The 24805-nt window shown below is 64.4% G+C and carries 22 protein-coding genes and 1 pseudogene; 15 read left to right on the top strand and 8 right to left on the bottom strand.

All coding sequences use genetic code 11. From position 1 onward, the window contains the following. Positions 1 to 11: 11 nt before the first annotated feature. Positions 12 to 440, bottom strand: a pseudogene (locus A9Z00_RS02115) (solute carrier family 23 protein); the annotation flags it as partial. A gap of 438 nt (positions 441 to 878) precedes the next feature. On the opposite strand from A9Z00_RS02115, the gene A9Z00_RS02110 reads away from it, so the two are divergent. From A9Z00_RS02110 to A9Z00_RS02100, 3 genes are read left to right on the top strand one after another with little or no spacing between them, the layout of a single operon-like run. Next, positions 879 to 1922, top strand: coding sequence for a nucleotidyltransferase family protein (locus A9Z00_RS02110; RefSeq protein WP_296973836.1), 1044 nt, complete (start codon positions 879 to 881; stop codon positions 1920 to 1922). After that, positions 1919 to 3109: a glycosyltransferase family 4 protein gene (locus A9Z00_RS02105; RefSeq protein ID WP_296973833.1), complete on the top strand. Its 1191-nt coding sequence runs from the start codon at positions 1919 to 1921 to the stop codon at positions 3107 to 3109. Before A9Z00_RS02110 ends, A9Z00_RS02105 begins: the two co-directional genes overlap by 4 nt. Next, a complete protein-coding gene (locus A9Z00_RS02100) occupies positions 3106 to 4212 on the top strand; it encodes a glycosyl transferase (RefSeq protein ID WP_296973830.1) in 1107 nt (368 codons plus the stop codon). The genes A9Z00_RS02105 and A9Z00_RS02100 overlap by 4 nt, the downstream gene beginning before the upstream one ends. Positions 4213 to 4233: 21 nt before the next feature. Here A9Z00_RS02100 and A9Z00_RS02095 read toward each other — a convergent pair whose 3' ends face one another. The 4 genes from A9Z00_RS02095 to A9Z00_RS02080 are packed head-to-tail and all read right to left on the bottom strand — an operon-like array spanning position 4234 to position 8262. Further along, positions 4234 to 4389, bottom strand: a complete 156-nt coding sequence (locus A9Z00_RS02095; RefSeq protein WP_296973829.1) for a hypothetical protein — start codon at positions 4387 to 4389, stop codon at positions 4234 to 4236. Positions 4390 to 4398: 9 nt separating this feature from the next. After that, positions 4399 to 5676, bottom strand: coding sequence for a Ger(x)C family spore germination protein (locus tag A9Z00_RS02090; RefSeq protein ID WP_296973827.1), 1278 nt, complete (start codon positions 5674 to 5676; stop codon positions 4399 to 4401). Continuing rightward, entirely contained in the window at positions 5618 to 6760 is a 1143-nt protein-coding gene (locus A9Z00_RS02085) for a GerAB/ArcD/ProY family transporter (RefSeq protein WP_296973825.1), read from the bottom strand. Before A9Z00_RS02085 ends, A9Z00_RS02090 begins: the two co-directional genes overlap by 59 nt. Continuing rightward, on the bottom strand, positions 6757 to 8262 hold the full coding sequence (locus tag A9Z00_RS02080; protein ID WP_296973823.1) for a spore germination protein: 1506 nt from the start codon (positions 8260 to 8262) through the stop codon (positions 6757 to 6759). The genes A9Z00_RS02085 and A9Z00_RS02080 overlap by 4 nt, the downstream gene beginning before the upstream one ends. A gap of 163 nt (positions 8263 to 8425) precedes the next feature. On the opposite strand from A9Z00_RS02080, the gene A9Z00_RS02075 reads away from it, so the two are divergent. The 6 genes from A9Z00_RS02075 to A9Z00_RS02050 all read left to right on the top strand — a co-directional run bounded on the left by A9Z00_RS02075 (position 8426) and on the right by A9Z00_RS02050 (position 16074). Next, complete coding sequence (locus A9Z00_RS02075) at positions 8426 to 10210, top strand: cache domain-containing sensor histidine kinase (protein ID WP_296973821.1); 1785 nt, start codon at positions 8426 to 8428, stop codon at positions 10208 to 10210. Beyond that, positions 10185 to 11741, top strand: coding sequence for a response regulator transcription factor (locus A9Z00_RS02070; RefSeq protein ID WP_296973818.1), 1557 nt, complete (start codon positions 10185 to 10187; stop codon positions 11739 to 11741). Before A9Z00_RS02075 ends, A9Z00_RS02070 begins: the two co-directional genes overlap by 26 nt. Positions 11742 to 11879: 138 nt before the next feature. Next, on the top strand, positions 11880 to 13244 hold the full coding sequence (locus tag A9Z00_RS02065; protein ID WP_296973815.1) for an ABC transporter substrate-binding protein: 1365 nt from the start codon (positions 11880 to 11882) through the stop codon (positions 13242 to 13244). After that, positions 13244 to 14146 (top strand): carbohydrate ABC transporter permease, encoded by a 903-nt coding sequence (locus A9Z00_RS02060; RefSeq protein ID WP_296973813.1) that lies wholly within the window; start codon positions 13244 to 13246, stop codon positions 14144 to 14146. Before A9Z00_RS02065 ends, A9Z00_RS02060 begins: the two co-directional genes overlap by 1 nt. 4 nt (positions 14147 to 14150) lie before the next feature. Then, on the top strand, positions 14151 to 14990 hold the full coding sequence (locus A9Z00_RS02055) for a carbohydrate ABC transporter permease (RefSeq protein WP_296973810.1): 840 nt from the start codon (positions 14151 to 14153) through the stop codon (positions 14988 to 14990). A 37-nt stretch (positions 14991 to 15027) separates the two neighbouring features. Further along, a complete protein-coding gene (locus tag A9Z00_RS02050; protein ID WP_296974700.1) occupies positions 15028 to 16074 on the top strand; it encodes a glycoside hydrolase family 88/105 protein in 1047 nt (348 codons plus the stop codon). A 53-nt stretch (positions 16075 to 16127) separates the two neighbouring features. Here A9Z00_RS02050 and A9Z00_RS02045 read toward each other — a convergent pair whose 3' ends face one another. Then, the gene (locus A9Z00_RS02045) at positions 16128 to 16220 is read right to left on the bottom strand and encodes a zinc-binding dehydrogenase (protein ID WP_296974698.1); all 93 of its coding nucleotides are present in this window, start codon (positions 16218 to 16220) and stop codon (positions 16128 to 16130) included. On the opposite strand from A9Z00_RS02045, the gene A9Z00_RS02040 reads away from it, so the two are divergent. The 3 genes from A9Z00_RS02040 (at position 16219) to A9Z00_RS02030 (ending at position 19963) form a co-directional block, all read left to right on the top strand. After that, positions 16219 to 16350, top strand: a complete 132-nt coding sequence (locus tag A9Z00_RS02040) for a hypothetical protein (protein WP_296973808.1) — start codon at positions 16219 to 16221, stop codon at positions 16348 to 16350. The two genes, A9Z00_RS02045 and A9Z00_RS02040, sit on opposite strands and share 2 nt — an antisense overlap. 95 nt (positions 16351 to 16445) lie before the next feature. Beyond that, positions 16446 to 17678, top strand: a complete 1233-nt coding sequence (locus A9Z00_RS02035) for a GNAT family N-acetyltransferase (protein ID WP_296973807.1) — start codon at positions 16446 to 16448, stop codon at positions 17676 to 17678. Between the two features lie 125 nt (positions 17679 to 17803). After that, positions 17804 to 19963 carry a heavy metal translocating P-type ATPase gene (locus A9Z00_RS02030; RefSeq protein ID WP_296973805.1) on the top strand — a complete coding sequence of 720 codons (2160 nt, stop codon included), beginning with the start codon at positions 17804 to 17806 and terminating at the stop codon, positions 19961 to 19963. A 24-nt stretch (positions 19964 to 19987) separates the two neighbouring features. Here the strand turns inward: A9Z00_RS02030 and A9Z00_RS02025 are convergent, their stop codons facing one another. Together A9Z00_RS02025 and sleB are read right to left on the bottom strand one after the other, a co-directional pair. After that, positions 19988 to 21175: a M14 family metallopeptidase gene (locus tag A9Z00_RS02025; protein ID WP_296973803.1), complete on the bottom strand. Its 1188-nt coding sequence runs from the start codon at positions 21173 to 21175 to the stop codon at positions 19988 to 19990. Positions 21176 to 21281: 106 nt separating this feature from the next. Beyond that, complete coding sequence (gene sleB / locus A9Z00_RS02020) at positions 21282 to 21923, bottom strand: spore cortex-lytic enzyme (protein ID WP_296973800.1); 642 nt, start codon at positions 21921 to 21923, stop codon at positions 21282 to 21284. Between the two features lie 181 nt (positions 21924 to 22104). Between sleB and A9Z00_RS02015 the strand changes: the two genes are divergently transcribed. The 3 genes from A9Z00_RS02015 (at position 22105) to A9Z00_RS02005 (ending at position 24792) form a co-directional block, all read left to right on the top strand. Further along, positions 22105 to 22491 (top strand): ArsR/SmtB family transcription factor, encoded by a 387-nt coding sequence (locus A9Z00_RS02015; protein WP_483316250.1) that lies wholly within the window; start codon positions 22105 to 22107, stop codon positions 22489 to 22491. Between the two features lie 113 nt (positions 22492 to 22604). Further along, complete coding sequence (locus tag A9Z00_RS02010; protein ID WP_296973799.1) at positions 22605 to 23654, top strand: cation diffusion facilitator family transporter; 1050 nt, start codon at positions 22605 to 22607, stop codon at positions 23652 to 23654. A 157-nt stretch (positions 23655 to 23811) separates the two neighbouring features. Continuing rightward, positions 23812 to 24792 (top strand): aldo/keto reductase, encoded by a 981-nt coding sequence (locus A9Z00_RS02005; RefSeq protein WP_296973797.1) that lies wholly within the window; start codon positions 23812 to 23814, stop codon positions 24790 to 24792. Positions 24793 to 24805: the final 13 nt, after the last annotated feature.

The raw sequence follows: 24805 nt of genomic DNA, 5'->3' as shown, positions 1-24805 counted from the left end.
AGCACTCCGCGCGCCGCGACCGGAATCAGCTCAAGCCCGATGACCGCGACGATCGCGCCCATCGCGGCCGGAGGGAACACGACGTCCAGCCAGCGGGTGCCGACCTTGCCGATCAGGAGCGCGACCGCGATGAAGAGGAGGCCGACAACGACGAAACCGCCGAGAACTTCGGCGTAGCCGGCGCCCTTCTCGAACATGACGAACGTCACGGGCGAGATGAACGCGAAGCTGGAGCCGAGATAGGCCGGAATCCGGCCCTTGCAGATGAACAGGTAGAGCAGCGTGCCGATCCCGTTCATGAGGAGCACCGTCGCGGGATCGACGCCGAAGATGACCGGGACGAGCACGGTGGAGCCGAACATCGCGAACAGATGCTGCAGGCTGAGCAGGATGCCGGGCCCGAGGGAGGGCCGCTCGTGAACTTGCAGGACTGGTTGCATATGGTTCCTCCGGTTTTCGATAAATTTTCGATAAATTTCGAAAGGATGCGCGAAAAATCAAGCCGATCCATTATACCATCCGTGTGCCTTCCGTGCCAGAAGAAAGCGGGCACGCGACGGCCCGTCACCGGCCCCCGGACAACCGCCCTTTTATCCTGAGAAAATCGGAGAAATCCGGTGATAGCCTGCGCAATAAAAGGGTTTTTCCGGTATGTCAGCCAATTGTCCCGCTTGATCGGATTGCAATGAGCGTTTTACTCTGTTGTTAGCAAACAATGCTAACGAGTGCTAACACCGCGGAAAGATGAACGTTCCCTCATCTGAACCGTTTCTTGCCGGATGCCCGCCGGAGCGGGCCTTCGCAGCAGGAAACATTTGGATCAGGGCGTTCTTCTTTTTTCCCCAAACATTCCACGTGTGTCGGGAGGGATTGGAAGCATGAAGGCTTTGCTGCTCGCAGGAGGTTTCGGCACCCGCATGCGACCGCTGACCGAGAGGCTTCCGAAACCGATGGCACCGGTCGGCAATCGGCCCTGGCTCGAACATCTGATTGCCGGCTTGAAGGAACAGGGAATACGGGAATTCGTAATCGCGGTCAAGCATTATCCGGAGCGGATCACGGAATATTTCGGCGACGGCCGGAAATGGGGCGTGAGCATCCGCTACGCGCAGGAGCCGGTGCCGCTCGGGACGGCCGGCGCCATCAAGAACGCCGAAAAATGGCTCGACGGGCGCTTCGTCGCCATCAACGCCGACGTCGTGCACCATGCGGACATCCGCGCGCTCGCGGCGGAGCATGAACGAACCGGCGCGCTCGTCACGATCGGGCTCGTCGAAGTCGCGGATCCGTCCCAGTTCGGCGTCGTCGAGCAGACGGAAGACGGACGGATCGTCCGCTTCGTCGAGAAGCCGCCTCGCGAGGAGGCGCCCTCGAACCGGATCAACGCCGGCATCTACATCATGGAGCCGGAAGTCCTGAAGAAGATTCCGTCGGGACGGGAGGTATCGATCGAGCGCGAGACGTTCCCGCAGCTCATCGCCGAAGGATGCCGCGTACAGGGCGTCCCGATCGGCGGATACTGGATGGACATGGGCACGAGCGAGCGCTACCGTCGCATCCACTGGGATCTGCTAGACGGGAAGCTTGAGCTCGAACTGCGGGAGAAGGAACGCGGCGGCGGCATCCGGATCGGCGAGGGCACCGAGATCGCGCAGGGCGCGATGCTCGTGCCGCCGGTGCTCGTCGGAAGCCGCGTGAAGATCGGCGAACGAGCCGTCGTCGGACCGTACGCGGTCATCGGCGACGACTGCGTCATCGGGCGGGGTGCCAAAATCACCCATTCGATCCTGTGGGACCGGTGCACGGCGGCCGAAGCGGCGCAGCTCAACCGGTGCATCGTCGGCAGCGGCCTCAAAATCGGTTCGCGACACCTGCTGCACGAGGCGGTCGTGAACGTCATTCCGGAGGCCGAGACGATATGACGCGGATCGCATACATCGGCACCTATGTCCCGAGACGCTGCGGCATCGCGACGTTCACCCACCATCTCCGGCAGGCCGTCGGCGCGGCCTCCGGCGGGAAGGGTGCCGACCTCGTGATCGCGATGGAAAACCAACCGGGCGAACGCACGTACGGAAGCGGCGTCCTTCCGATCGCGGCGGACGTACGCTCCGAATACCGCCGTGCGGCGGAACGCATCCGGACATTCGGAGCCGACATCGTCTCGCTTCAGCACGAATTCGGCATCTTCGGCGGCGAAGCCGGCGAGTACGTGCTCGACTTGCTGGAATCGCTGCAACGGATGGGCATCCCGGTCGTCACGACGTTCCATACGGTGTTCGAACATCCGGAGGAACCGTATCGCGGCGTGCAGCAGCGCGTCGCCGACCTGAGCGACCGGATCATCGTCATGACCCGAACGGCCGTCCGCTACGTCGCCGAAGCGTTTGGCGTGCCCGCCGAACGGATCGTGTACATCCCGCACGGCACGCCGCAGCCGCCCCGCGACGGGCGGGAAGAACTCCGCAGGCGCCTCGGCTGGAGCGGACGGAAGGTCATCATGAGCTTCGGCCTGCTGAGCAGGGGCAAGGGGCTCGAGACGATCATCCGGGCGTTGCCCGGCGTCATCCGGCGCGTTCCCGACGCGCTGTATGCGATCGTCGGACAGACGCATCCGGAAATCCTGAAAGTCGAAGGAGAGTCGTACCGCGACAAACTTCGCGCGCTGGCGGAGGAACTCGGCGTCGGCGAACACCTGATCATGATCAACCGCTACATGGACGAAAAAGAAATCACCGAAATGCTGACCGCCTGCGACGTCTACGTCACGCCGTATCCGGGCATGCAGCAGATCACGTCCGGCACGCTGGCCTACGCGGTCGGCCTCGGCCGGCCGGTGCTCAGCACGCCGTATGTCTACGCGCGGGATCTGCTCGGGGACATTCCGGAGCTGCTCGTTGATCCCGCCGATACCGGCGCCTGGACCGAAGCGCTGGCCGAACTGCTCGGCTCGGAAGAAACGCTCGCGCGAATCGGGCGGAAGATCGCCAAGATCGGAGCATCGATGCATTGGCCGGCCGTCGGCCGCGAACACCTGAAACTGTTCCGGCGCGTCGCCCGGGATCCGGGCGTCACGGCCGCGACGGCGGAAGGATGGGATGCAGGATGACGGTGAGCCTGACAACGGAACGCAAAACGGCGCGGGAAGTCCGGTTCCGTCACCTGCGACGGATGACGGACGACACCGGACTGCTGGAGCATGCGGTCGGCAAAATTCCGCGCCGCGCCGAAGGCTATACGACGGATGACAACGCGCGCGCCCTGTGGGCCTGCGTTGAATGGATCGACTTGAACCCGGAACTGGCCGAGGAGGAGCGGCTGCCGGAGCTCGCGGAGCGCTACGTCGGGTTTCTGTACTGGGCCCGGAAACCGGACGGCAGCTTCCACAACAACTTCGATTACGAACGGAAGCCCGAATCGGAGGAACCGTCGGACGATTGTCTCGGACGGACGATCTGGGCGCTTGCCCGCACCTATGTCTCGCCGTTCGGCAAGCGGTTGACGCCCGCGGTGCCGGAGCTGCTGGCCGCCGCGCTGGCCGCCGCGAAATCCATGACGTTTCACCGCGGCATTGCCTACACGCTGGCCGCCTGCGCCCTGCTGGAGCTTGCGGAGAGCCCCGCAGGCCGGCCGGATGATCCGGCTTCGCCGCTGTCGAAAGCACGAATCAGGGATCTCGCCGAAAAGCTGACCCGGCGGCTGCTCGACAGCTACGCCCGCGAATCCGGCCCCGGCTGGCGCTGGTTCGAGCCGGTCATGACCTACAGCAACGGCCTTCTCCCTTGGTCGCTGTTCGAAGCCTACGCCGCGTTCGGCGGGGAAGAGACGCTGCGAACGGCCCGCGACACGTTCCGCTTCCTGGCCGAGCGGATGGCCGCTCCCGCCGGCACGATCCGGCCGATCGGCAATCGCGGATGGTGCACGCGGAAAGGGACCGCCCGCTGGGATCAGCAGCCGGTCGAGGCGCTCAAGTTGGCGCTCGCCGCCGATGCCGGCTACCGGGTGACGGGAGAGCGGGAGTACCGCGACATCGCGCTTGCGTGCCGGGCATGGTTCCACGGCCGCAACGACTGCGGAACGCCGCTCGCCGATCCGGCGGACGGCTCTTGCTGCGACGGGCTGACGCCCGACGGGCCGAACCCGAACCGGGGCGCCGAATCGACGATCGCCTGGATGCTCACGGAAGCGATCGTGCAGCGGATGACGGCCTGAAGGAACCCGGCAGGCAACGGCTCAGTCGCGAAGCGCCAGGAATATCGCGAGCGGCAGGAAGCAGCCGGACAAGAGGGCGATGGCGAGTCCGGCTGCCGCTCCGCCGCCGCGCCAGTTGGCCCAGGCCTGCGCGAGCGTATAGCCGGTCAGCCCGAGCGCGATCAAGATCATCAGCATGCCGTAACATCACCCTTCCTTTCGCTTCGTTTGCATGTAAGGCGTCCGCTGCTTCCCGAAGTTCTCGAGCCTCAGTTCCACCTTCACATCCACCTTCGCCTTCTTGAAATGCTTCGACCATCCGTAGGCCTGGTAAGCGGGCATCGTCATGAAATGCTTCCTCGCGAACAGCTCCCACTCGAACGGGTCGCCCGGGAACTTCTTCTGGGACAGGCGGATCACCTCCAGCAGCTCGCTTTCGATCTGCTCCTTCAGATGCTTGATCAGCATCCGCTGCATCTCCGGATCCGTCGCGTAGGGTTCGAGGCTCGTGAAGGACAAAAGCTGGATGCGCAGCGGCAGCGTGACGTGGATACGCGGCACCTCCTTGCGCAGATCGAACTTGATCTTCGTGTTGCCGTTCTTGAATAACCGCACGGTGACCATCGCATCCTCTTCCAGCGGATCGGAGAACGACGTGATGAACGCATCGACGCTCGCTTTGTGGCGCAGCATCTGCACCCAGCGCATCTGCTCGCCCGTCAGCGTGCCGACCATCCGGCCGTTGTGGAAGACGGCAGCGCCTATCATCTGCACCGGGTCACCCGCACGCTTCGGTACCTGCCCGGCCAGGTAGGCGTCCTCGTGACGCGACACGCGGTGGTTGTGCTGCCGGGCTGTCGCATAGATCGCGAGAAACATCGAGTCGGTGACCTGCTGCTGCAGATACTGGTTCAACGTCGAGAACGGCACGTAACCCGTCTCCATCCAGCGCTGCTGCATGAGCTCGTAATATTTGTGCGGCCGCGTTTCGAGCCTCGGACGGTTCTTCATGATGAAATCGAACGCCTTCTCCCGGCTGACGATCATCGCGACTTCCCGGCGCAGCTCCGGATCGCGGATCGCCGCGCCCGCGATGTGGGGGAAAATTTCGTCCCGGGCGAGCTCCTCGCTGACGATCATCGTCTTCAGATGGGCGAAGTTGATCGTCCGCGTGATGACCGTGTTCGCGAGCTCCTTCGCGGACAGGATGTCGGAGGAGGTGAAGCGGATCGTATCGCTCGGCGGCTCGCCTTCCGCGGTGCCGATGTCGCTCGAGCCGATCTGCGGATTCGCGATCTGAAACGTCACCTCCACCGTGTTCCGAGGCCCCTTGTCGAGCCCGATGACGACGACGAACGCCTGCTCCTCGAGCTCGAGCTTGTCCCAGCAGCCGGAGAGGAGGCACAGGGACAGAAGCGCCGCGCATTCAAGCATTCGCCTGAGGATTCGGTTGCGCTTGCGGTTGCGGGTGTTGCGGACTGTCATGGCGACTCCTCCGGATCCGGTCAAGCATCCAGATGATGAAGGGCAGCGCCCCATAGAGCAGGGTGCTGTAGCTCATGAGCAACTCCCAGTAGCTGCGGACCTGCTCGGTGTTGCCGGGGACGAGCCCGATGAAGAAGACCAGCCCGGCCATCGGAATCTGCAGCTTCCGGTGGTCGCTCGCGCGCACCGCGTGTCCGAAGAGATAGGCAAGCAGGTAGATGTAGAACGCGAAATAGACGACGGAGATCAGCAGCCAGAAGGCGATGAAGAACGATTCCGCGTGCGTGAACACCCGGCCGAACGACGTGTTCTTCGTCAGCTGCTGGAACGGATAGGCGATATGGATGATCTCCGGGTAGTCGAACACGGAGACATAGACCGCCATCAGAAATGAAATTTTCAGGCTCGAGATGACGAACCCGAGGGCCGATCCGATCCGGAACGCCTTGAACGAGCTCACCCGGGGCACGAGCGCGGTCGCGAGGATGATCTCGCCAAACATTGCGCTGTGCATGAGGCCGGTTTCGACGATTTTCAGCGGACCCGGCCCCAACCACGGGAACAGGCGCAGCCAGTCGATGTCCTGCCACATGATCGAGACGAGCAGCACGATTGCACCTTCGATCGGGAAGATGATCAGCCAGGATATGCGCGCGATGGCCGCAAAGCCTCGATGCGCAACGTAGAGCGCCGCGGCCAGCAGCATGAGATACAGCGCGTAGAGGGGCGTCCGCTGATAGACCATGACGTTGATGATGTCGACATAGCCGCGGCTCGTCACCGACGTCATGAGCAGCGCGGCCGCGAACAGCAGCAGGCAGATGAGCGCGCCGCCGAATTTGCCGCCGATCGCAAAGACGATTTCCGGCAGTCCCTGTCCCGGGTGGCGTTTCAGAACGGACATGAGCACCACGTACGCGATCAGCATGAACCCGAGCGAAAGCAGCGGGATCATCCAACCCGCGGTCTGGCCCGAGTCAAACAGAATCGTCGTCGTGATGTCCGACAGCTTCATCCCGACCGCGATCAGGAAGATGGACGTGAACTCGCGGCCGCCGACTTTCTCTTCCTGCAAGGCGCTCATGGCTTCGATTTCCTCTCCGGTCTCCGCACGGCGTCCCGCGGATTCAGGTTGTGCGGACGGATCCGCTCCTTGTGTACCGGCAGCCGAAGAATCATGTCGGCCGACGAACGGTAATGGGGGGTGAGCGGCGACAGGAACGGCACGCCGTAGCTCGTGTATGTCGTCAGATAGGCGAGAATGCAGGCGAGGGCGAGCGCGATGCCGTAGAAGCCCATGAACGCCCCCGCAAACAGCAGGATGAAGCGCGTGATCCGGACCGTCACGTTCAGGCTGGGTTCCGGTATCGTGAACGACGAGATGCCGGTGATCGCAACGATGACGACGAGGATCGGGCTGATGATGTTCGCCTCGACGGCCGCCTGGCCGAGGATCAGCGCGCCGACGATGCCGATCGTCGGACCGATGACGGTCGGCACGCGGATCGCCGCTTCCCGGACGAGCTCGAACGCGAACTCCATGAGCAGCACTTCGAGCAGGGCGGGGAACGGGACCTTCTCCCGCGTGGCCGCGATCGCGAGCAGGAGATCGCTCGGGATCATTTCCTCATGGAACGTCGAGACCGCGATGTAGACGGACGGCGTCAGGACGGCGACGAACAGGGCCAGCAGCCGGATGATGCGCATGAAGTTGCTGTAGGCCCACCGCATGTAGTGGTCCTCCGCCGAATGGACGAGCGACCAGAGCGTGATCGGCAGGACCATCGCGGCGGGCGAGTTGTCCATGAGCAGGATGACGTGGCCTTCGAGCAGAAAGGCGCACGCCCGGTCCGGCCGTTCCGTGTGGAGCGCGTTCGGTACCAGCGAGTACGGATTCTCGTCGATGTATTGTTCGAGCAGCGGCAGGGACGTGACGGCGTCCGTCCTTACCTCCCGGATCCGCCGCTTCACCTCGTCCACGATGTTCGGATCCGCCAGATCCTTCACGTACATGAGCGTCACTTCGCTCGCCGCGCGGTCGCCGATGGTGAGCGTCTCCGCGACCAGATGGCGGTCCCGGAGATATTTGCGGACCAGCGAACGGTTGAAGGCCGCCGATTCGGTAAAGGCTTCCTTCGGGCCGCGGATGACGTGCTCGACGATGGGCTCCGGCACCTGGCGCGATTCGAATCCGCGCGTCTCGAAGAGCAGCGCACGGTCCGCGCCCTCGATCAGCAAGACCGTCCAGCCGTTCAGCAGATCCCCATTAATTTCGTCGAACGTTTCCGCAGCCTTGCCGGTGCGGTGCGTCACAATCTCGAGCCGCACGACGTCGAGGGGGTCGGCGTTCTTGAACTCCGAAGGACCGCGCGCCACCAGCGGCTCAATGATCCGCCTCTCGATCTCCTCGATGTCCGCCGCGCCTTCCAGATAGAGGACGGCGGCGTCGCGTTTCAGCGCAGCGACGACCAGGTTGCGGATGACGAGCGACTGGTTCTGCGGCCAGGAGAAATCCCGCTTGAGCCGCTCCAGATTGGCGGCCAGTTGGGCAGAGAGTTCCGTCTTTCCGTCCTGCCGCGTCGTCATGCCGTTCCCTCCCGTCCGGATGTCGCGGAGATTTCGACCGTTATAGTGTTGGCTTTTCCATGGCGGAAATATGTAAGTCCAGCGCAACCTTGCCGATCCCGGAAGCGCCGTTTTCTGTTACAATGGCGATATACGCGCGGGACAAACGGGAAGGTGGCTCGCATTGCCCAATTTGAAAACGCTTTATCGCAACCTGCGCATCAAATACAAGCTGCTCGTGCTCATCACGGGGGTCATCGCGACGTTCGGCCTCCTGATCGTCGTCGTGCAGCAATACGCGTTCGAGGTGTACGACCGCGAGATCTACGAGCAATCCTCGTCCGCCCTGAACCAGACGGCGGCGGCGATCGAGAACGAGCTGCGCAAGGTGCAGCAGCAGTCGTACCGCATGGCGGTCGACGAGGTGATCCAGGAGCAGCTCCGGAAGATCAAGGAAGCCGGCAGCGAATACGACCGCTACATGGCGTCGTACCAGATCCGGGAGCGGCTCGTGCTGATCGGGGGATTGGACAACCACGTCCGCTCGGTGCAGCTGATCGATGCGGCCGGCGGGGAGCACGCCGTGGGGCGCGCGCCGGTGACGTATTCGGGGAACCGGATCCGGCTGCTTGAACGGGAGACGGCGCTGACGGAGGGCGCCAACACCTGGATCGAGCCGGACGAGGAGGACGGCGCGCTCGTCGCGGCCCGGCTCATCCGCTCGTATGAGCAGCTCAGCCTCGAGAAGCTCGGCATTCTCGCGATCCGGATCGACATGAGCCGGCTGACCTCCGACGTGGCGGGCGCCTCGCTGCCGGCCAGGGCGTCGCTGATCATCTACGGCCGGGAGCGGACGATCTTCGGCCCGGCGGAATTCGGAAAGCATGAACGGCTGCTCCGGGAATACGCGGGCGCATCGGACAGCGGCTACGGCATCGTCGAACTGGAGGGCAGCCGCTATTTCCTCACGTATCTGCCTTCCGCCTACACCGAATGGACGTACGTGACGCTCATTCCGTACGACGACATTTTCCACCGGCTGGCCGACGTGAAGCATCTCACGCTGCTTGCGTATCTGTTCCTGTTCATGCTGGCCGTCTTCTTCGCGTTCCGCTTCGCGCGCGGCATCACCAGGCCGATCGAGAAATTGAGCGCGAAAATGAAGCGGGTGCAGATGGGCAATTTCACCTGGGAAGACGACGAGGACCGGCGGGACATGCCGATGGACGAGACCGGGCAGCTGCACCGCAATTTCCGCATCATGCTGCAACGGATCGACGAGCTCGTGCGCGAAGGCTACGCGCGGCAGCTGGCCGTGAAGGAGTCCGAGTTCAAGGCGCTGCAGGCGCAGATCAACCCGCATTTTCTGTACAACACGCTGGAGACGATCAACTGGTCGGCGAAGATGGCCGGTCAGCGTCACATCTCGAGCATGGTCGAATCGCTCGGCTTCCTGCTGCGCAGCTCGATCAGCCTGAAGGAGCCGCTCATTCCGCTCGCGCAGGAGCTCGAGATCGTGTCGCACTACATCAACATCCAGCGCATCCGGTTCGAGGAGCGGCTCGATTTCCGGATGCGGGTGCCGGATGCGCTCATGCCGGCGCTGATCCCGAAGCTGTCGCTGCAGCCGCTCGTCGAGAACGCCGTCAATTACGCGCTCGAGAAGATGACGGACACCTGCGTCATCGCGATTGCCGCGGAGGAGAAGGACGGCCTGGTCGAATTGACGGTGAGCGACAACGGGCCGGGCATGGACGAGTCGTACCTCGCGCGCCTGAAGTCGGGCGATGTGAAGCCGCAGGGGTCGGGTGTGGGGCTCAGGAACATCGACGAGCGGATCAAGCTGCTGTTCGGCGAAATCTACGGCATCGACATCGAGAGCCGGCGCGGCGAGGGCACGCGGGTCAGACTGCGGCTGCCGAAGCGGGAGGGAGGAGCAAGCCATGTACAGCGTGCTGCTGGTCGATGACGAACGGATCATTCTGGAGGGCATCTCCGCGATCATGGACTGGGAGGCGTGCGGCACGAAGCTGGTCGGCACGGCCCGCAACGGGCTGGAAGCGAAGGAGCTCGCCGAGCGGGAGAAGCCGGACATCATCATCACCGACATCCGGATGCCCGGCATGGACGGCCTCCAGCTCGTCGAAGCCGTGAAGGAGACGCTGCCGGATACCGAATTCATCATGCTGTCCGGATTCGGCGATTTCGAATACGCGCGCACCGCGATGCGCTTCGGCGTGAAGCATTACCTGACGAAGCCGTGCAACGAGCGGGCGATCGAGGAGGCGCTGAAGGCCACCGTCGCCGATCTCGACCGGCGCCTCAGCCGGGAGGCGTTCATCCGCCAGACGGAGGAGCGGCTTGCGAAGGTGCTGCCGCACGCGCGCGAGCGGATGCTGCAGGAGCTCGTGACGAACAAGACGTACGGCCGCAACGACTGGGAGCGCATCGTCCGGCTGGCGGGATTGCCCGGGGACGGGGGAAAGGTGCGGGTGCTCGTGTTCGAGCCGGAGGGCGAGCCCGAATTCGAGCTGTTGTTCGCGCTGAAGAACATGGCGGAAGAGCTGCTGGCCTCCCGGGTGCTGCTCGGCACGGCGGACGGCCGGCAGGTGATCCTGCTCGTCGATGGCGAGGCGGAGCCGGATCTCATCGCGGCCGGCGTCGAGACCGTGCTCAAGACGTTCGCCCGCTTCTACCGCCGCGAGGCGACGGCCGCGCTCAGCGAGCCCGGAGACGCGGCCGAGGCGCGGCGCCTGTACCGGGAAGCGCTCGGATGCCTCGCGTACCGCTTCTATCTGGGCGAAGGCATCCTGATCACGAAGCGCGAACTGGAGGCCGTTCCTTCCGGGACGGAAGTCGAGCCCCCGGCGATCGACGAAGAGCGGCTCTGGCTGCTCGTGAAATCCGGCCATTGGGAGCCGGCACGGCAGATGCTCGACGCGTTCTTTGAAGCGCTCGCGCGGATGCGTCCGTCCGCGGCCGAGGCGAAATCGGTGCTCATCCCGCTGTATGTCGGCTGCATGCGACAGGGAGATCCCGCGCTGCTCGATTTCCGCATGAAGGCGATCGAAACGTTCGACCGGCTCGACACGCTGCTGGCCATGACCGAATTCGTCGCCCGGGCGGTCCGGGAAGTGTGCGAGGCGAACTACGAGCGCCACCGGACCCGCCATTCCGAAATCGTGGAGAAGCTGAAGGCCTGCGTCCGCGAACATCTCGCCAACCCGCAATTGTCGCTCCATTGGGCGGCGCGCGAGGTGCTGTTCATGAACCCCGACTATCTCGGCAAGCTGTTCCGCCAGGCGACGGGGGAGAAATTTTCCCAATACGTCACCCGGCTCCGCATCGAGAAGGCGATCGAGCTGATCCGGGAGGCGGACGATGTGAAGGTGTACGAGATCGCGGACCGAATCGGCTTCGGCGACAATCCGCAGTATTTCAGCCAGGTGTTCAAGAAGCACACCGGCTTCACGCCCTCCGAATACAAGCGCTCGCTCTGACGCCCCCTGCGGCATTGAAAGCGCGTCTCGGATTTTTGAACATTCCGCACGGAATTTTGCATTCCGGTCGCGGGGGCTTATCACCCATAATGAAAGCGCAATCTTTGCACAAACACAACGAGAGGGGATGCATACAACATGAGACGCGCATGGATGCTGCTGCTCACCGCGCTTCTCGCGATCGCGCTCGCCGCTTGCGGCGGCGGGGCGAAGAGCGGGGGAGGCGGCGGAAACGGCGGAGAAGGTTCCCCGCAGGCTTCGGGTAACGCTTCCGGCGGTTCGTCGGACGGATCGTCGGGCGGCGGAACGAAGGATCCCGAACCGGTCACGCTCCGTGTCGCCTGGTGGGGTTCGCAGCCGCGCCACGATTACACGCTGCAGGTCATCGAGATGTATCAGCAGAAATACCCGCACGTGAAGATCGAGCCGGAATACGCGAACTTCGACGACTACTGGAAGAAACTGGCGCCCCAGGCGGCGGCGAACGATCTTCCGGACATCATCCAGATGGACATCTCGTATATCTCGCAATACGGCGGCAACGGACAGCTCGAGGATCTGACGCCGTACCTCGGCTCGATCATCAACATCGACCACATCAGCGAGAACGCGATCTCCGGGGGCAAGATCGGCGACAAGCTCTACGGGTTCAACATCGGCGTCAACACGATCCAGTTCCAGTATGATCCCGAGCTGCTCAAGCGGCTGGGCGTCGACACGCTCGACGAGAACTGGACCTGGGACGATTATTACGAGCTGGCGGGCAAGGCGAGCGAAGCCGGGCTCTACTTCGACAGCGGCTTCCGTCCGGAGGTGTTCTTCGGCTACTACCTGCGCACGAAGGGCCAGCATCTGTACAGCCCGGACGGCACGTCGCTCGGCTATGACGACGATCAGCTGTTCATCGATTTCTTCGCGCCGCTGGCGAAGCTCGTCGCGGACGGCGACGCGCCGACGCCGGACGTAAAGGCGCAGGTCAAGGGCCTCGAGGATGACCTGCTCGTCAAGGGGCAGCAGGTCGGCATCTGGCAGTGGACGAACCAGTTCGTCGCCCTGCAGCAGGTCGCAAACCGGCCGCTCGAAATGCACCACATGCCGGGCCCGAACCGCGAGCAGGGGCTGTATCTGAAGCCGTCGATGTACTTTTCGATTTCGAAGAACTCGAAGCACAAGGAAGAAGCGGCCCGGTTCATCGATTTCTGGGTCAACGACATCGAGGCGAACAAGCTGATCAAGGGCGACCGCGGCGTACCGGTCAACAGCCAGGTGATCGAAGCGGTGAAGCCGACGCTCGATCCCGCCCTGGTCAAAGTCTTCGACTACGTGGCATGGGCGCAGGAAAACAGCTCGCCGATGGACCCGCCGGATCCGCCCGGCGCAGCCGAAGTCATCGCGTTGTTCAAGGAAGTGACGGAAGCGATGGATTTCGGCAAGCTGTCGCCTGAAGACGCGGCCAAGCGGTTCCGCGAAGAGGCGAACGCGATCCTGGCCAAGAACAAGTGATGTCCATGCGGTTCGCAGCCTGGCGTGAGACCCTGACCGGATACGCGTTCATCAGTCCGTTCCTGCTCGGCTTCCTGATCTTCACCGCGTTTCCGATCGCGGCTTCGCTGTACCTGTCGTTCACGGACTACAACCTGTTCTCGCCGCCGTCCTGGGTCGGATTGGAGCAGTACCAGACGATGTTCACGGGCGATCCGAAGTTCTGGAAATCGCTCCGGGTGACGTTCATCTACGTCTTCGCCGGCGTGCCGCTCAGGCTGTCGTTCGCGCTCCTGGTCGCCCTGCTGCTGAACCGCGCCTCGCGGGCGATCGGCGTCTATCGAACGGTGTACTACCTGCCCTCGATCATCGGGGGCAGCGTCGCCGTTTCGATCATGTGGCGCAACCTGTACGGCGACGAAGGGGTCATCAACAAGGCGCTCAACTTTTTCGGTCTGGAGAGCGTGCGCTGGTTCGCCGATCCGCTCGCCGCGCTCTGGATGCTCATCACGCTGTCGGTCTGGCAGTTCGGTTCGTCGATGCTCATTTTTCTGGCCGGCCTGAAGAACATTCCGCCGAGTTTGTATGAAGCGGCTTCCGTCGACGGCGCGAACGTGTTGCAGCGGTTCATCCGCATCACGATGCCGATGCTGACGCCGGTCGTCCTGTTCAACCTGATCATGCAGACGATCGCGGCGTTCATGACGTTCATCCCGGCGTACATCATCTCGAAGGGCGAGGGCGGACCGCTCGACGGCACGCTGCTCTATTCGCTCTATCTGTTCCGGCGCGCCTTCGTCTTCTACGACATGGGCTATGCCGCGGCGATGGCGTGGGTGCTGCTGGCGATCGTCGCCTTGCTGACGGCGCTCGTCTTCTTCACGTCGAAATACTGGGTGTTCTACGAGACGAAGGAGGATTGAAGCCATGGCCGGCAGAAGACTGCGTTGGATCGCCTGGCACCTTGCGGCCGCGGGCGGCGCTTTCCTGATGGTGTACCCGGTCCTCTGGCTGTTCTTGAGCTCGTTCAAGAAGAGCGAGCTGATCTTCGTCACGTCGGGCAGTCTCATCCCCGATCCCTGGGTCTGGGAGAACTACGTGACCGGCTGGCAGGGCATCGGCGGCCTCCATTTCGGCGTCTTCATCAAGAACTCGCTCGTCCTCGTCGTGCTGGCGACGATCGGGGCCGTGCTGTCGTCGGCGCTCGTCGCCTTCGGGTTCGCGCGGCTGAAGTTCATGGGGAACCGGTTCTGGTTCTCCGTCATGATGCTGACGCTCATGCTGCCGTTCGAGGTGACGCTCGTGCCGCAGTACATCCTGTTCTCGGAGCTCGGCTGGCTCAACTCGATCAAGCCGATCGTCGTGCCGGCCTGGTTCGGCGCGCCGTTCTTCATCTTCCTCATGATCCAGTTCATCCGGACGATTCCGGCCGAGCTGGACGAGGCGGCGACGATCGACGGCTGCGGCAAGTTCCGGCTGTTCTGGCGCATCATCGTGCCGCTCATCATGCCGGCGATGGCGACGTCCGCCATCTTCTCGTTCTACTGGCGTTGGGAAGACCTGCTCGGCCCGCTGCTCTATCTGAACCGGCCCAGCCTGTATCCGGTGTCGATGGCGCTGAAGATGTATCTCGACGCCGAGACGATTTCAAACTGGGGCGCCATGTTCGCGATGTCGGTTGTGAGCCTCATTCCGGTGCTGATCGTGTTCTTCCTGTTCCAGCGGCAGATCGTCGAGGGGATCAGCACGACCGGCCTGAAGGGGTAGGAGGAAAACCGGTACCATGACGGAAGGAGTGGAGGAAGTGCCGCCGCTTGTATTTGACGAAGAGATGGTGCGCGACGCGATCGACCGGGTCGTCGAGCGGACGTTCCGCATGGATTTCAACTGGGACTGGCCGGGCGGCGTCGCGTTCTACGGGGTATGCGAGGCGTATGAAGCGACGGGGAAGAAGGAATACATCGAGCGGGTAAAGGAGTGGGTCGACGAGCAGCTCGAAGACGGATTGCCGAAGCTGTCCGTGAACGGCGTCTCGATCGGCCACGCGCTCATCTCGCTCTACCAGTACACGGAGGACCGCCGCTATCTGGACGCGGCGCGCCAATTGGCGGATTACCTCGCCCACGAGGCGCCGCGCTTCGGGGACGGCATCATCCAGCATACCGTCAACTCGGTCGAGTACGAGTTCCCGGAGCAGGCGTGGGTCGACACGATGATGATGGCCGGGCTGTTCCTCGTCCGGTTCGGGGCTCTGCTCGGCGCGGAAGGGGAGGGCCGGCCGTATTTCCGCGACGGGATTCGCCAGTACCACGGCCATGAGGACCTGCTGCAGGACGAGACGACGAACCTCTATTATCACGGCTGGGACAACATCGCGGGGAACCACATGTCCGGCGTGTTCTGGGCCCGCGGCAACGCGTGGGCGGCGCTGACGATGGCGAAGGCGCTCCCGCTCATCCACGTGAAGGACCCGTCGTACATGATCATCGACGGCTCGCTGCGCGATCTGTGCAGCGCGCTCGTCCGCCTGCAGGCCGAGGACGGGCTGTGGCACACGGTGCTCGACGATCCGTCCTCGTACACGGAGACGTCCGGCTCGGCGGGCATCGCGGCCGCGCTGCTGTCGCGCGGCGCGATCTACAACAAGGCGGTCAACCGGGCGACGGAAGGAATCCTCTCCCGGATCGCGCCGGACGGGTCGGTCCGCGGCGTCTCGGCCGGTACGGCCGTCATGTTCGACGCCGAAGGGTACAAGGGCGTCACGAGCAAGCGGGTGCAGGGATGGGGGCAGGGACTCGTGCTCGTGTTCCTGGCGGATCTTCTGCGTTCGAAATCGCGCGTGTTCGCCTGAAATGGCGGAAGCTCCCGGTGAGGGCCGGGAGCTTCCTTTTTTCGTCCGGGCCGTCAGAATGCGATCGCGATTTTGCCGAAATGCCCGCCCGTGGCCAGCGCCCTGAGCGCTTCGACCGCCCGGTCGAAGGGATAGACGCGGTCGATGACCGGCCGGAGGCCGCACGCGCCGCATATCCGCGGGTTCCGGACCTGGGCGCTCGGGCATTACGCCGAAGTGGAAGCGGCGCGGGCCGCATTCGACCGCAGGCACGGGCGGAACCGGGCCGCGGAGTGACCGGACCGGAGCGGACGCGCTCCGTTGTCCGTCTCCGGATCCCGGTGTATACTGGCGTTGAACATGCAACAGACGCGGAACGGGGGATCAAGACCATGGCGGATGCGGTAAAGCGGGCCTGGCTCACGATCGACGACGCGCCGACGGAGGATTTCATGCGCCGGGTGGACGAACTCGACGCGCGGGGGATCCGGGCGATCTGGTTCTGCCTCGGCGAGCTGCTCGAGCGGTATCCCGATCAGGCGGCATACGCGGTCCGGAAAGGCCACATCCTCGGCAACCACAGCTACAACCATCCGGCCTTCTCGAAGCTGTCCCTCGACGAGGCGAGGGAACAGATCGAACGCACCGAGCGGCTGATCGACGACATTTACAGGCGGGCCGGCGTGCCGCGTCCGGTCAGGCTGTTCCGGTTCCCGTACCTCGACGACGGCGGAGACGAAAAGCGCGACGGGCTGCAGTCGCTTCTCCGCGGCATGGGCTTCGAGCCGGCGGGTTTTCCGGGCATTACGTACGCGTGGTGGAAGCGGCAGGGCCATCACGAGCGAATCGACGTCGCCTGCACGTACGACACCTGGGACTGGAAGCTGCAGGAAGGAGCCGGGATTCTGCCGGAGCTGCTCGCGCGGATGGACGAGCGGGAGCCGGAACACGGCCGCGGGCTGAACGAGGCGCCGGGCTCGAACGAAGTCGTCATGATGCACGCCTGGATTCCGTTCGACGCATTCCGCCTGCTGCTGGACAAGCTCCTGACCAAGCCGCTCCGGTTCGAGCCGCCGATCCACCTCTCGGTCCGGATCCGGCCGGTGGACCAAGCGGATCTGGGAATCGTCCATCCCTTCCAGTGCGAATATCTGGAACGGGAGAGCGCGGAAGCATGGCTGCGCCGCGTGGAGGCGCATGCGGGCCTCTATCTCGCCGCATTCGCGGGGGACGATCTCGCCGGCATCGTCTACGGCCATCCGTCCCGCCATCGGGACGACGCCGCGGATCTTAAGGGCATCGCGGTCAATCTCGATCATCGCAAGCCCTACGCGCGCCGGGGCATCGGATCCAGGCTGCTCCGGGCGTTCGAACGGGCATGCCGGGAACGGGGGTTCCGCCGGATCGTCACCGGTTCGGCCGACGATCCGGGGGTCGAGGCGTTCTACCGGTCGAACGGCTACCGGCCGGTCGGGATCGTCGCGAAGGACGCGGCCGGCCGCGAACTGGCGAGGGAGGTCCCCGCATCCGGCGAAGCCGAATCCGCGGACGCGCGGAAGGAAGCGCTGCGCAGGGAAACGAACGCCGCCGAAACCCTCCTCATATTCGAAAAGAAACCGGACTGATCGCATACGGCCATACGGTCTCCGCTCCGGGCGGGGGCTTTTTCATTGCACCGGATCGGCTGGATGCGATAAAATAAAAACATATCATAACATGAAAAATTGCTCATATATTACGGAGGTCAATCATGCCCCGACAAGCGGCCCCGGAATCCGCCGTCACGAAGGTGTATCGCGTGGAGGGATTCACCTGCGCGAACTGCGCGGGCAAGTTCGAAGACAATGTGAAGAAGCTGCCGGGCGTCATCGACGCGAAGGTCAACTTCGCCGCGGCGAAAATCACCGTCACCGGCACGGCGACGATCGCGGAGCTCGAGGAGGCGGGCGCCTTCGAGCGGTTGAAGGTGCGGCCGGAAGAGGAAAGAGTCGGCGACCCGGAACCGGGTGAGCGCGGATGGACGGCGTTCCTCCGGCGGAACGCGGGCCTCATCGCGGGGACGGCGCTGCTCGCCGCAGGCTGGCTGGCCCGGATCGCGCCCGGCGACGGCCATCCCGCAGGTATCGCCGCGCTCGCCGCCTCCATCCTGATCTCCGGACACCGGCTGCTGCGGACCGGATTGCGGAACCTCGCACGCCTCGACTTCGACATGCGGACGCTGATGACCCTGGCGATCGTCGGCGCCGCCGCCATCGGGGAATGGCTGGAGGGCGCGGTCGTCGTCGTGCTGTTCGCGATCAGCGAGGCGCTCGAACGCTACACGATGGAGCGCGCCCGCCGCTCGATCCGCAGCCTGATGGAGCTTCAGCCGCGCGAAGCCCTCGTGGAGCGGAACGGCCGGGAGATGACGGTGCCGACGGACGAGATCGAAGTCGGCGACACGCTGATCGTGCGTCCGGGCGCGAAGGTCGCGATGGACGGCGTCGTGGAATCCGGCGTCTCCGGCGTCAACCAGGCCGCGGTTACCGGCGAGTCCGTGCCGGTCATGAAATCGCCGGGCGACGAAGTGTTCGCGGGCACGTTGAACGGCGAGGGGCTGCTTAGGGTGCGCGTCACGCGGCTCGCGAAGGATTCGACGATCGCGCGGATCATCCGCCTCGTCGAGGAAGCGCAGGCGAAGCGCGCGCCCGCCCAGGCGTTCGTGGACCGGTTCGCGAGGGTTTACACTCCCGCGATCATCGCCGCCGCCGCGCTCATCGCGGTCGTTCCGCCCGCGGTTTCCGGCGGCGGCTGGATCGACTGGCTCTACGAAGGGCTCGCCGTGCTCGTCGTCGGCTGTCCGTGCGCGCTCGTCATCTCGACGCCGATCGCGATCGTCTCCGCGATCGGCAGCGCCGCGGGCAGGGGGGTGCTGATCAAGGGCGGCATCCATCTCGAACAGCTCGGCTCGGTGAAAGCGATCGCCTTCGACAAGACCGGCACGATCACCAGGGGAGAACCGCGGGTGACCGACATCCGGTTGTTCGGTGAAGCGGTCGACCGCCGGCATCTGCTGCGGATGGCGGCCGCGCTCGAACACCGGTCCGGCCACCCGCTGGCGGCGGCCGTCACGCGGGCGGCCCATGATGAGGGGATCGATATTGCGGGTGCAAGCGTGGACGGCTTCTTGTCCGTCACGGGCCGGGGAGTCCAGGGGCGGATCGAAGGCAGGCTTGTTCAGATCGGCAGCCCGGAGTGGATCCTGGACGGACCGAAAGGCGCGCGCCCGCACGAAGATTATGATGCGCATGTACGCGAAATGCGCGGGGAAGGGAAGACGGTGCTCGCCGTCGCCTTGGACGGGGAGCCGGTCGCCGCGATCGGCGTCATCGACGAGGCGCGGCCCGGCTGCCGCGACGTGATCGACCGGCTGCGCAGGCTCGGCATCGGGAGGACCGTCATGCTGACCGGCGACAACCCGGAGACGGCGGCCGCCGTGGCGCGTGAGGCCGGCATCGCGGACGTCCGGGCGAGCCTCATGCCGGAAGACAAGCTGCACGCGATCCGCGCGCTGGAAGCCGAATGCGGCCCGGTCGCGATGGTCGGCGACGGCGTCAACGACGCGCCGGCGCTCGCCGCCGCGACGGTCGGCGTCGCGATGGGAGGCGCGGGAACCGATGCCGCGCTCGAGACGGCCGACGTCGCGCTGATGGGCGGCGATCTCGGCAAGCTGCCGTACGCGATCCGGCTCAGTCGCCGGACGCTCGCCGTCATCCGGCAGAACATCGCGTTCGCGCTGCTCGCGAAGCTCGCGGCCCTGCTGCTCGTCGTCCCCGGGTGGCTCACGCTCTGGATCGCGATCCTGTCCGACATGGGCGCAACGCTGATCGTCGCGCTGAATGCGATGCGCCTCATGCGCGTGCGGGAATGAACCCGCCGGCATGAGGCGCATCCTTCACATATAGAGGTTCGCGAGCAGAATGCCGAGCGCCCGCTCGTACATCTCGCCGTATTGGGACAGCGGAAGCGGATTTACGCCCCTGCCGAGCTCGATCGTGAAGCCCGGACGGCGCCAATCCTGGATGAACCAGTCCTTGTAGCCCGCGTAGCTCTCGATCGTTCGCACCGGCGTGTAGCCGCTGACGCGGGCGAATTCGTTCACGATCACCTCGGACTCGGGCGGCTCGAGATTCTGAAAGCCCCAGTATATCTCTTCGCCCTGGGTGTGAAAGGCGAGCACGCGGGCGAAATCGCCGCTCCGTGTCAGCTCCGCCATCGCGATCGCCTCCGGCTCGGTGAGCGGTCCGGTGCCGGGGTAATCGCGCGGACCGGGCTGCTTGGGATTGCGCGCGGCTTCGCGTTCCCAGAGGGCGGGGAACTGGTCGTTCAGGTCGACGCCGCGGATGTTCGCTTTCCAGCCGCTGAAATCGTCGCTGCCGCCGTTCAGTTCCGTCACGCGGCTCCGCCACGGCTCTTGCTCCGGCGGCCCGCCCGTGACGAGATCGACGCCGTCGGGGTTGACCATCGGCACGACCGACAACGTCACCGCGTCGTAGAACGGCCGCATGTCGAGACCGCGGATGGGCGCACCGTTGACGAGCGAGAGCGCGTAATGGTTCAGGAACCGGACGAGGATCGCCGTCGTGATCCATTCGTTCGCGTGGAATGAGCCGTTCAGGTGGACGGTCTTCGCTCCGCGGCCGATCCGGAGCTCCGGAATCGGCTTGCCGAGCACCGACGCGCCGATGTTCCGCCGCCGGATGAACGGATATACGTCCGCCAGCCGGTTCAAGTCGGCCTGCAGCGCGGACGAATCATACGGGCGGACTGTGTCGACGATGAACCAGGTGACGCGCAGCGGCACATTCAACCGCGAGCCGATCGCGAGCCTGTCCGGATCGACGTCCGGATTCACGAGGAGCAGTGCATCCACCGGCAGCCCGCGCTGCTGCGCAAGCCCCCACATCGTGTCACCGGCCCGCACCGTGTGGGTGGTCATGACGTAGCCCGGAATTTCGACTTCCTGACCGACCTGGATGTTCACGGGATCGAGCGCGTTCGAATCGAGAATGAGCGGAAGCGGCACCCGAAACATCCGGCTGTAACCCCACAGCGTGTCGCCCCGGCGAAACCGCACCCGCATCCGGACACCCCCGTTTTTCCTGGACTCGTAACCAGCATATGCCGGAACGGGCAGGATAGAACGGAAGGCGCGGACGCGCGCACGGTTGCTCGTGCCCCGGGTTATCTTATTTGGCGAAAATGTGATTCCCGATCGTCACCGTCTGCGGTCTGGACCAGATCCACTTGCTCGTCGCCGTCTTCGGATTGAAGTAGTAGAGCGCACCGCCCGTCGGATCCCAGCCGCGGACCGCGTCAAGCGCCGCTTTGTAGGCCGTCGCGTTGGGCGCAAGCCAGTACTGGCCGTCGCTGACCGCGGTGAACGCGCCGGGTTGGAAGACGACGCCGCGGATCGTGTCCGGGAACTGGTTGGACCGGATCCGGTTCATGACGACCGCACCGACCGCCACCTGACCCTTGTAGGGCTCGCCCCTGGCTTCGCCGTGGATGATGCGCGCCATGATATCCATTTCGCTTTTGTTCAGCGTGTATTTGCGCAGCGCTTTCCACGTCGCCGGACCGACGATGCCGTCCGCCTGGAGGCCGTACTTCTTCTGGAATTTCACGACCGCCTGGCGGGTATGCTCGCCGAAATATCCCGTCAGCTCCTGATCAAAAAGGTCGATCGTTTTCAGCCGGTATTGAAGATCCCATACATAATCGCCCCTGCTTCCCTGTTTGAGCAAAGGCTCCGCGCCGGCCGGCGCGCCGACTGCCGCCGTTCCGGCGATCAGCACGCACAGGATCAGGAGCGTCCGCAGTTTCTTCATGACGCATCCCTCCTTGCGCTGACGATTGTAGGACGGGTGGTGCGGCCGGAACAAGCCTGAAACATCTGGAATCGGGGCCCGGAGGGGGAGAAACGCAGACGGGATGCGGATCCGGCGGGCAGGTTAATCTTTTTTAATTTTGCTATAATAGACTGGAGTCCCGGAAACATGAGGAAAGAAGATGGTGATCCCGATGGCCGAATGGATGCAGGACGGCGTGTGCGATTCGAGCTGCGTCGGAACCGACGCGGATGTGGAGGACGTGAAGTCCCGGCTCGTCGACGACGGGACGGCGTCCGATCTGGCCGATCTGTTCAAGGCGCTCGGCGATCCGACCAGGGTCCGGATCATCCACGCGCTGCTGCAGAGCGAGCTGTGCGTCCACGATCTGACGGTCGTGCTCGGGATGGGGCAGTCCGCCGTATCGCACCAGTTGCGCATTCTGCGCAACATGCGGATCGTCAAGCGGCGGAAGGAAGGGAAGACGGTCTACTACAGCCTGGACGACGAGCATGTCACACAGATTTTCCGCCTGACGCTCGATCACTTGCGCCATTCGAAGGTTTGAAGGAAACCCGCGCCCGAACGCGCGGGTATTGTACATTCGCGGATTGCGCGGCGGGAAGTGTTGAATTATAATATATATGAACAATTATTCATATATTATTATGGAGGATCATCATGACACACGATCATCTCCCGGCCGGACAGGGGCGCGATCATGCCGCGCACCGGCATCATTTGCACGATCCTGCCGATCATGAACCCCGCGGACATGAACATGCCGGACATGATCACGGCCGGCATCCCCGCGGTCGCCATCGTCACGGACATCATCATGATCACCTCCACGATCCCGTTGCCGGCAACCGGAAAAGCCTCGCCGCCGCGCTCGCGATCACGACCGGTATTCTGGCGCTGGAGATCGCCGGCGGGCTGGCCGCGGACAGCCTGGCGCTCTTGTCGGACGCGGGCCACATGTTCAGCGACGCGGGAGCGCTGGCGCTCAGCCTGATCGCGATATGGCTCGCGGCAAAGCCGTCCACGCCGGAGCGTTCCTACGGATTCCGCCGGTTCGAGATACTGGCCGCGCTGGCCAACGGCGCCGCCCTGTTCGTCATGGCGGGGTTCATCCTGTGGGAAGCGGTCGGACGGTTCCGCGAGCCGGCCGAGACGGCCGGCGGCCTGATGACCGCCGTCGCCGCCGTCGGGCTCGCCGCGAACCTCGCCAGCGCCTGGTTCCTGATGCGCATGGGCGACGTGCATTCGAATCTGAACGTGCGCAGCGCCTGGCTTCACGTCATCGGCGACGCGCTGGGCTCCGTCGGCGTGATCGCGGCGGGCCTCATCATTTCGCTGACCTCGTGGCACTGGGTCGACCCGCTCATCAGCGTGCTTGTCACGCTGCTCATCGTACGCGGCGCCTGGAACGTCACCCGATCCGCCGTCCACATTCTGATGGAAGGAACGCCGGAGACGATCGACGCCCGGAAGGTGAGGGAGGCGTTGCTTGCCCTCGACGGCGTGCTCGATCTCCACGACCTCCACATCTGGACGATCTCGTCCGGCCTGAACGCGCTGAGCTGCCATCTGCGCATCCGGGACGGGCAGAACGAGCAGCGCGTCCTGCAGGAGGCGATCCGCCGGATCGAGGACGGCTTCCGCATCCGACACGCGACGATCCAGATCGAGAAGTCCGGCTGCCGCCACGCCCGGCTGGAATGCCACTGAGAAGATGAATGAAGACCGGCCCGTACGGGCCGGTCTTTGCGGTTTCGGCCGGCTCCGGCGCGGCGGTCCGCCGTATGGTGTCCAATGTCTGGAACCATTTCCCGTTCCGGGTTATGATAGGGACAAACCGGTGGCAAGAAAGCGGGGGAAGGATCGGATGCACTATGTGAGACTCGGCAATACCGGTCTGGAAGTGTCGAGGATCTGCCTCGGCTGCATGGGATTCGGCGACGCGTCGCGCGGGCACCATCCCTGGGTGCTGAAGGAGGAGGACGCCCGGCCGGTCATCAAAAGGGCGCTGGAGCTCGGGATCAATTTCTTCGACACGGCCAACGTCTATTCCGGCGGCACCAGCGAGGAATACCTCGGCCGCGCGCTGAAGGAGCTTGCGAACCGGGACGAGGTGGTCATCGCGACGAAGGTGTTTTTCCGGACGCAGGAGGGACCGAACGGCGCCGGACTGTCCCGCAAGGCGATCATGAGCGAGATCGACAAAAGCCTGAAGCGGCTCGGCACCGACTACGTCGACCTCTACCAGATCCACCGCTGGGACTACAACACGCCGATCGAGGAGACGATGGAGGCGCTGCACGACGTCGTGAAGGCCGGGAAGGCGCGCTACATCGGCGCCTCCGCAATGTACGCCTGGCAGTTCATGAAGGCGCTGGGCGTCGCCGAACGGCGCGGCTGGACGAAGTTCGTCTCGATGCAGAACCACTACAATCTGATCTACCGCGAAGACGAACGCGAGATGCTCCCGCTCTGCCGGTCGGAGGGCATCGGCGTCATTCCGTACAGTCCGCTTGCTGGCGGCCGGCTGACGCGCCGGCCGGAGGAGAAGACGCTCCGATCGGAGACCGACGAGGTCCAGAAGCAGAAATACGACCGGATGGCCGACGCCGACCGGGCGATCATCGACCGGGTGGGCGAGCTCGCGGAGAAGCGCGGCGTGCCGCGCGCGCGGATCGCGCTGGCCTGGCTGCTGCACAAGCCCGGCATCACGGCGCCGATCGTCGGCGCGACGAAGATTGCGCATCTCGAGGACGCCGTCGCCGCGCTCGAGGTCGAGCTGAGCCCGGAGGAAATCGCGTATCTGGAAGAGCCCTACGTGCCGCATCCCGTCGTCGGGCCGCTGTGATTCCCGTCGACTG

The organism is Thermobacillus sp. ZCTH02-B1 (assembly GCF_002159085.1).
In the GTDB taxonomy this organism is placed as follows: domain Bacteria; phylum Bacillota; class Bacilli; order Paenibacillales; family Paenibacillaceae; genus Thermobacillus.
The sequence above is the reverse complement of the archived record's forward strand: the minus strand, read 5'-3'. Positions and strand labels throughout refer to the sequence as shown.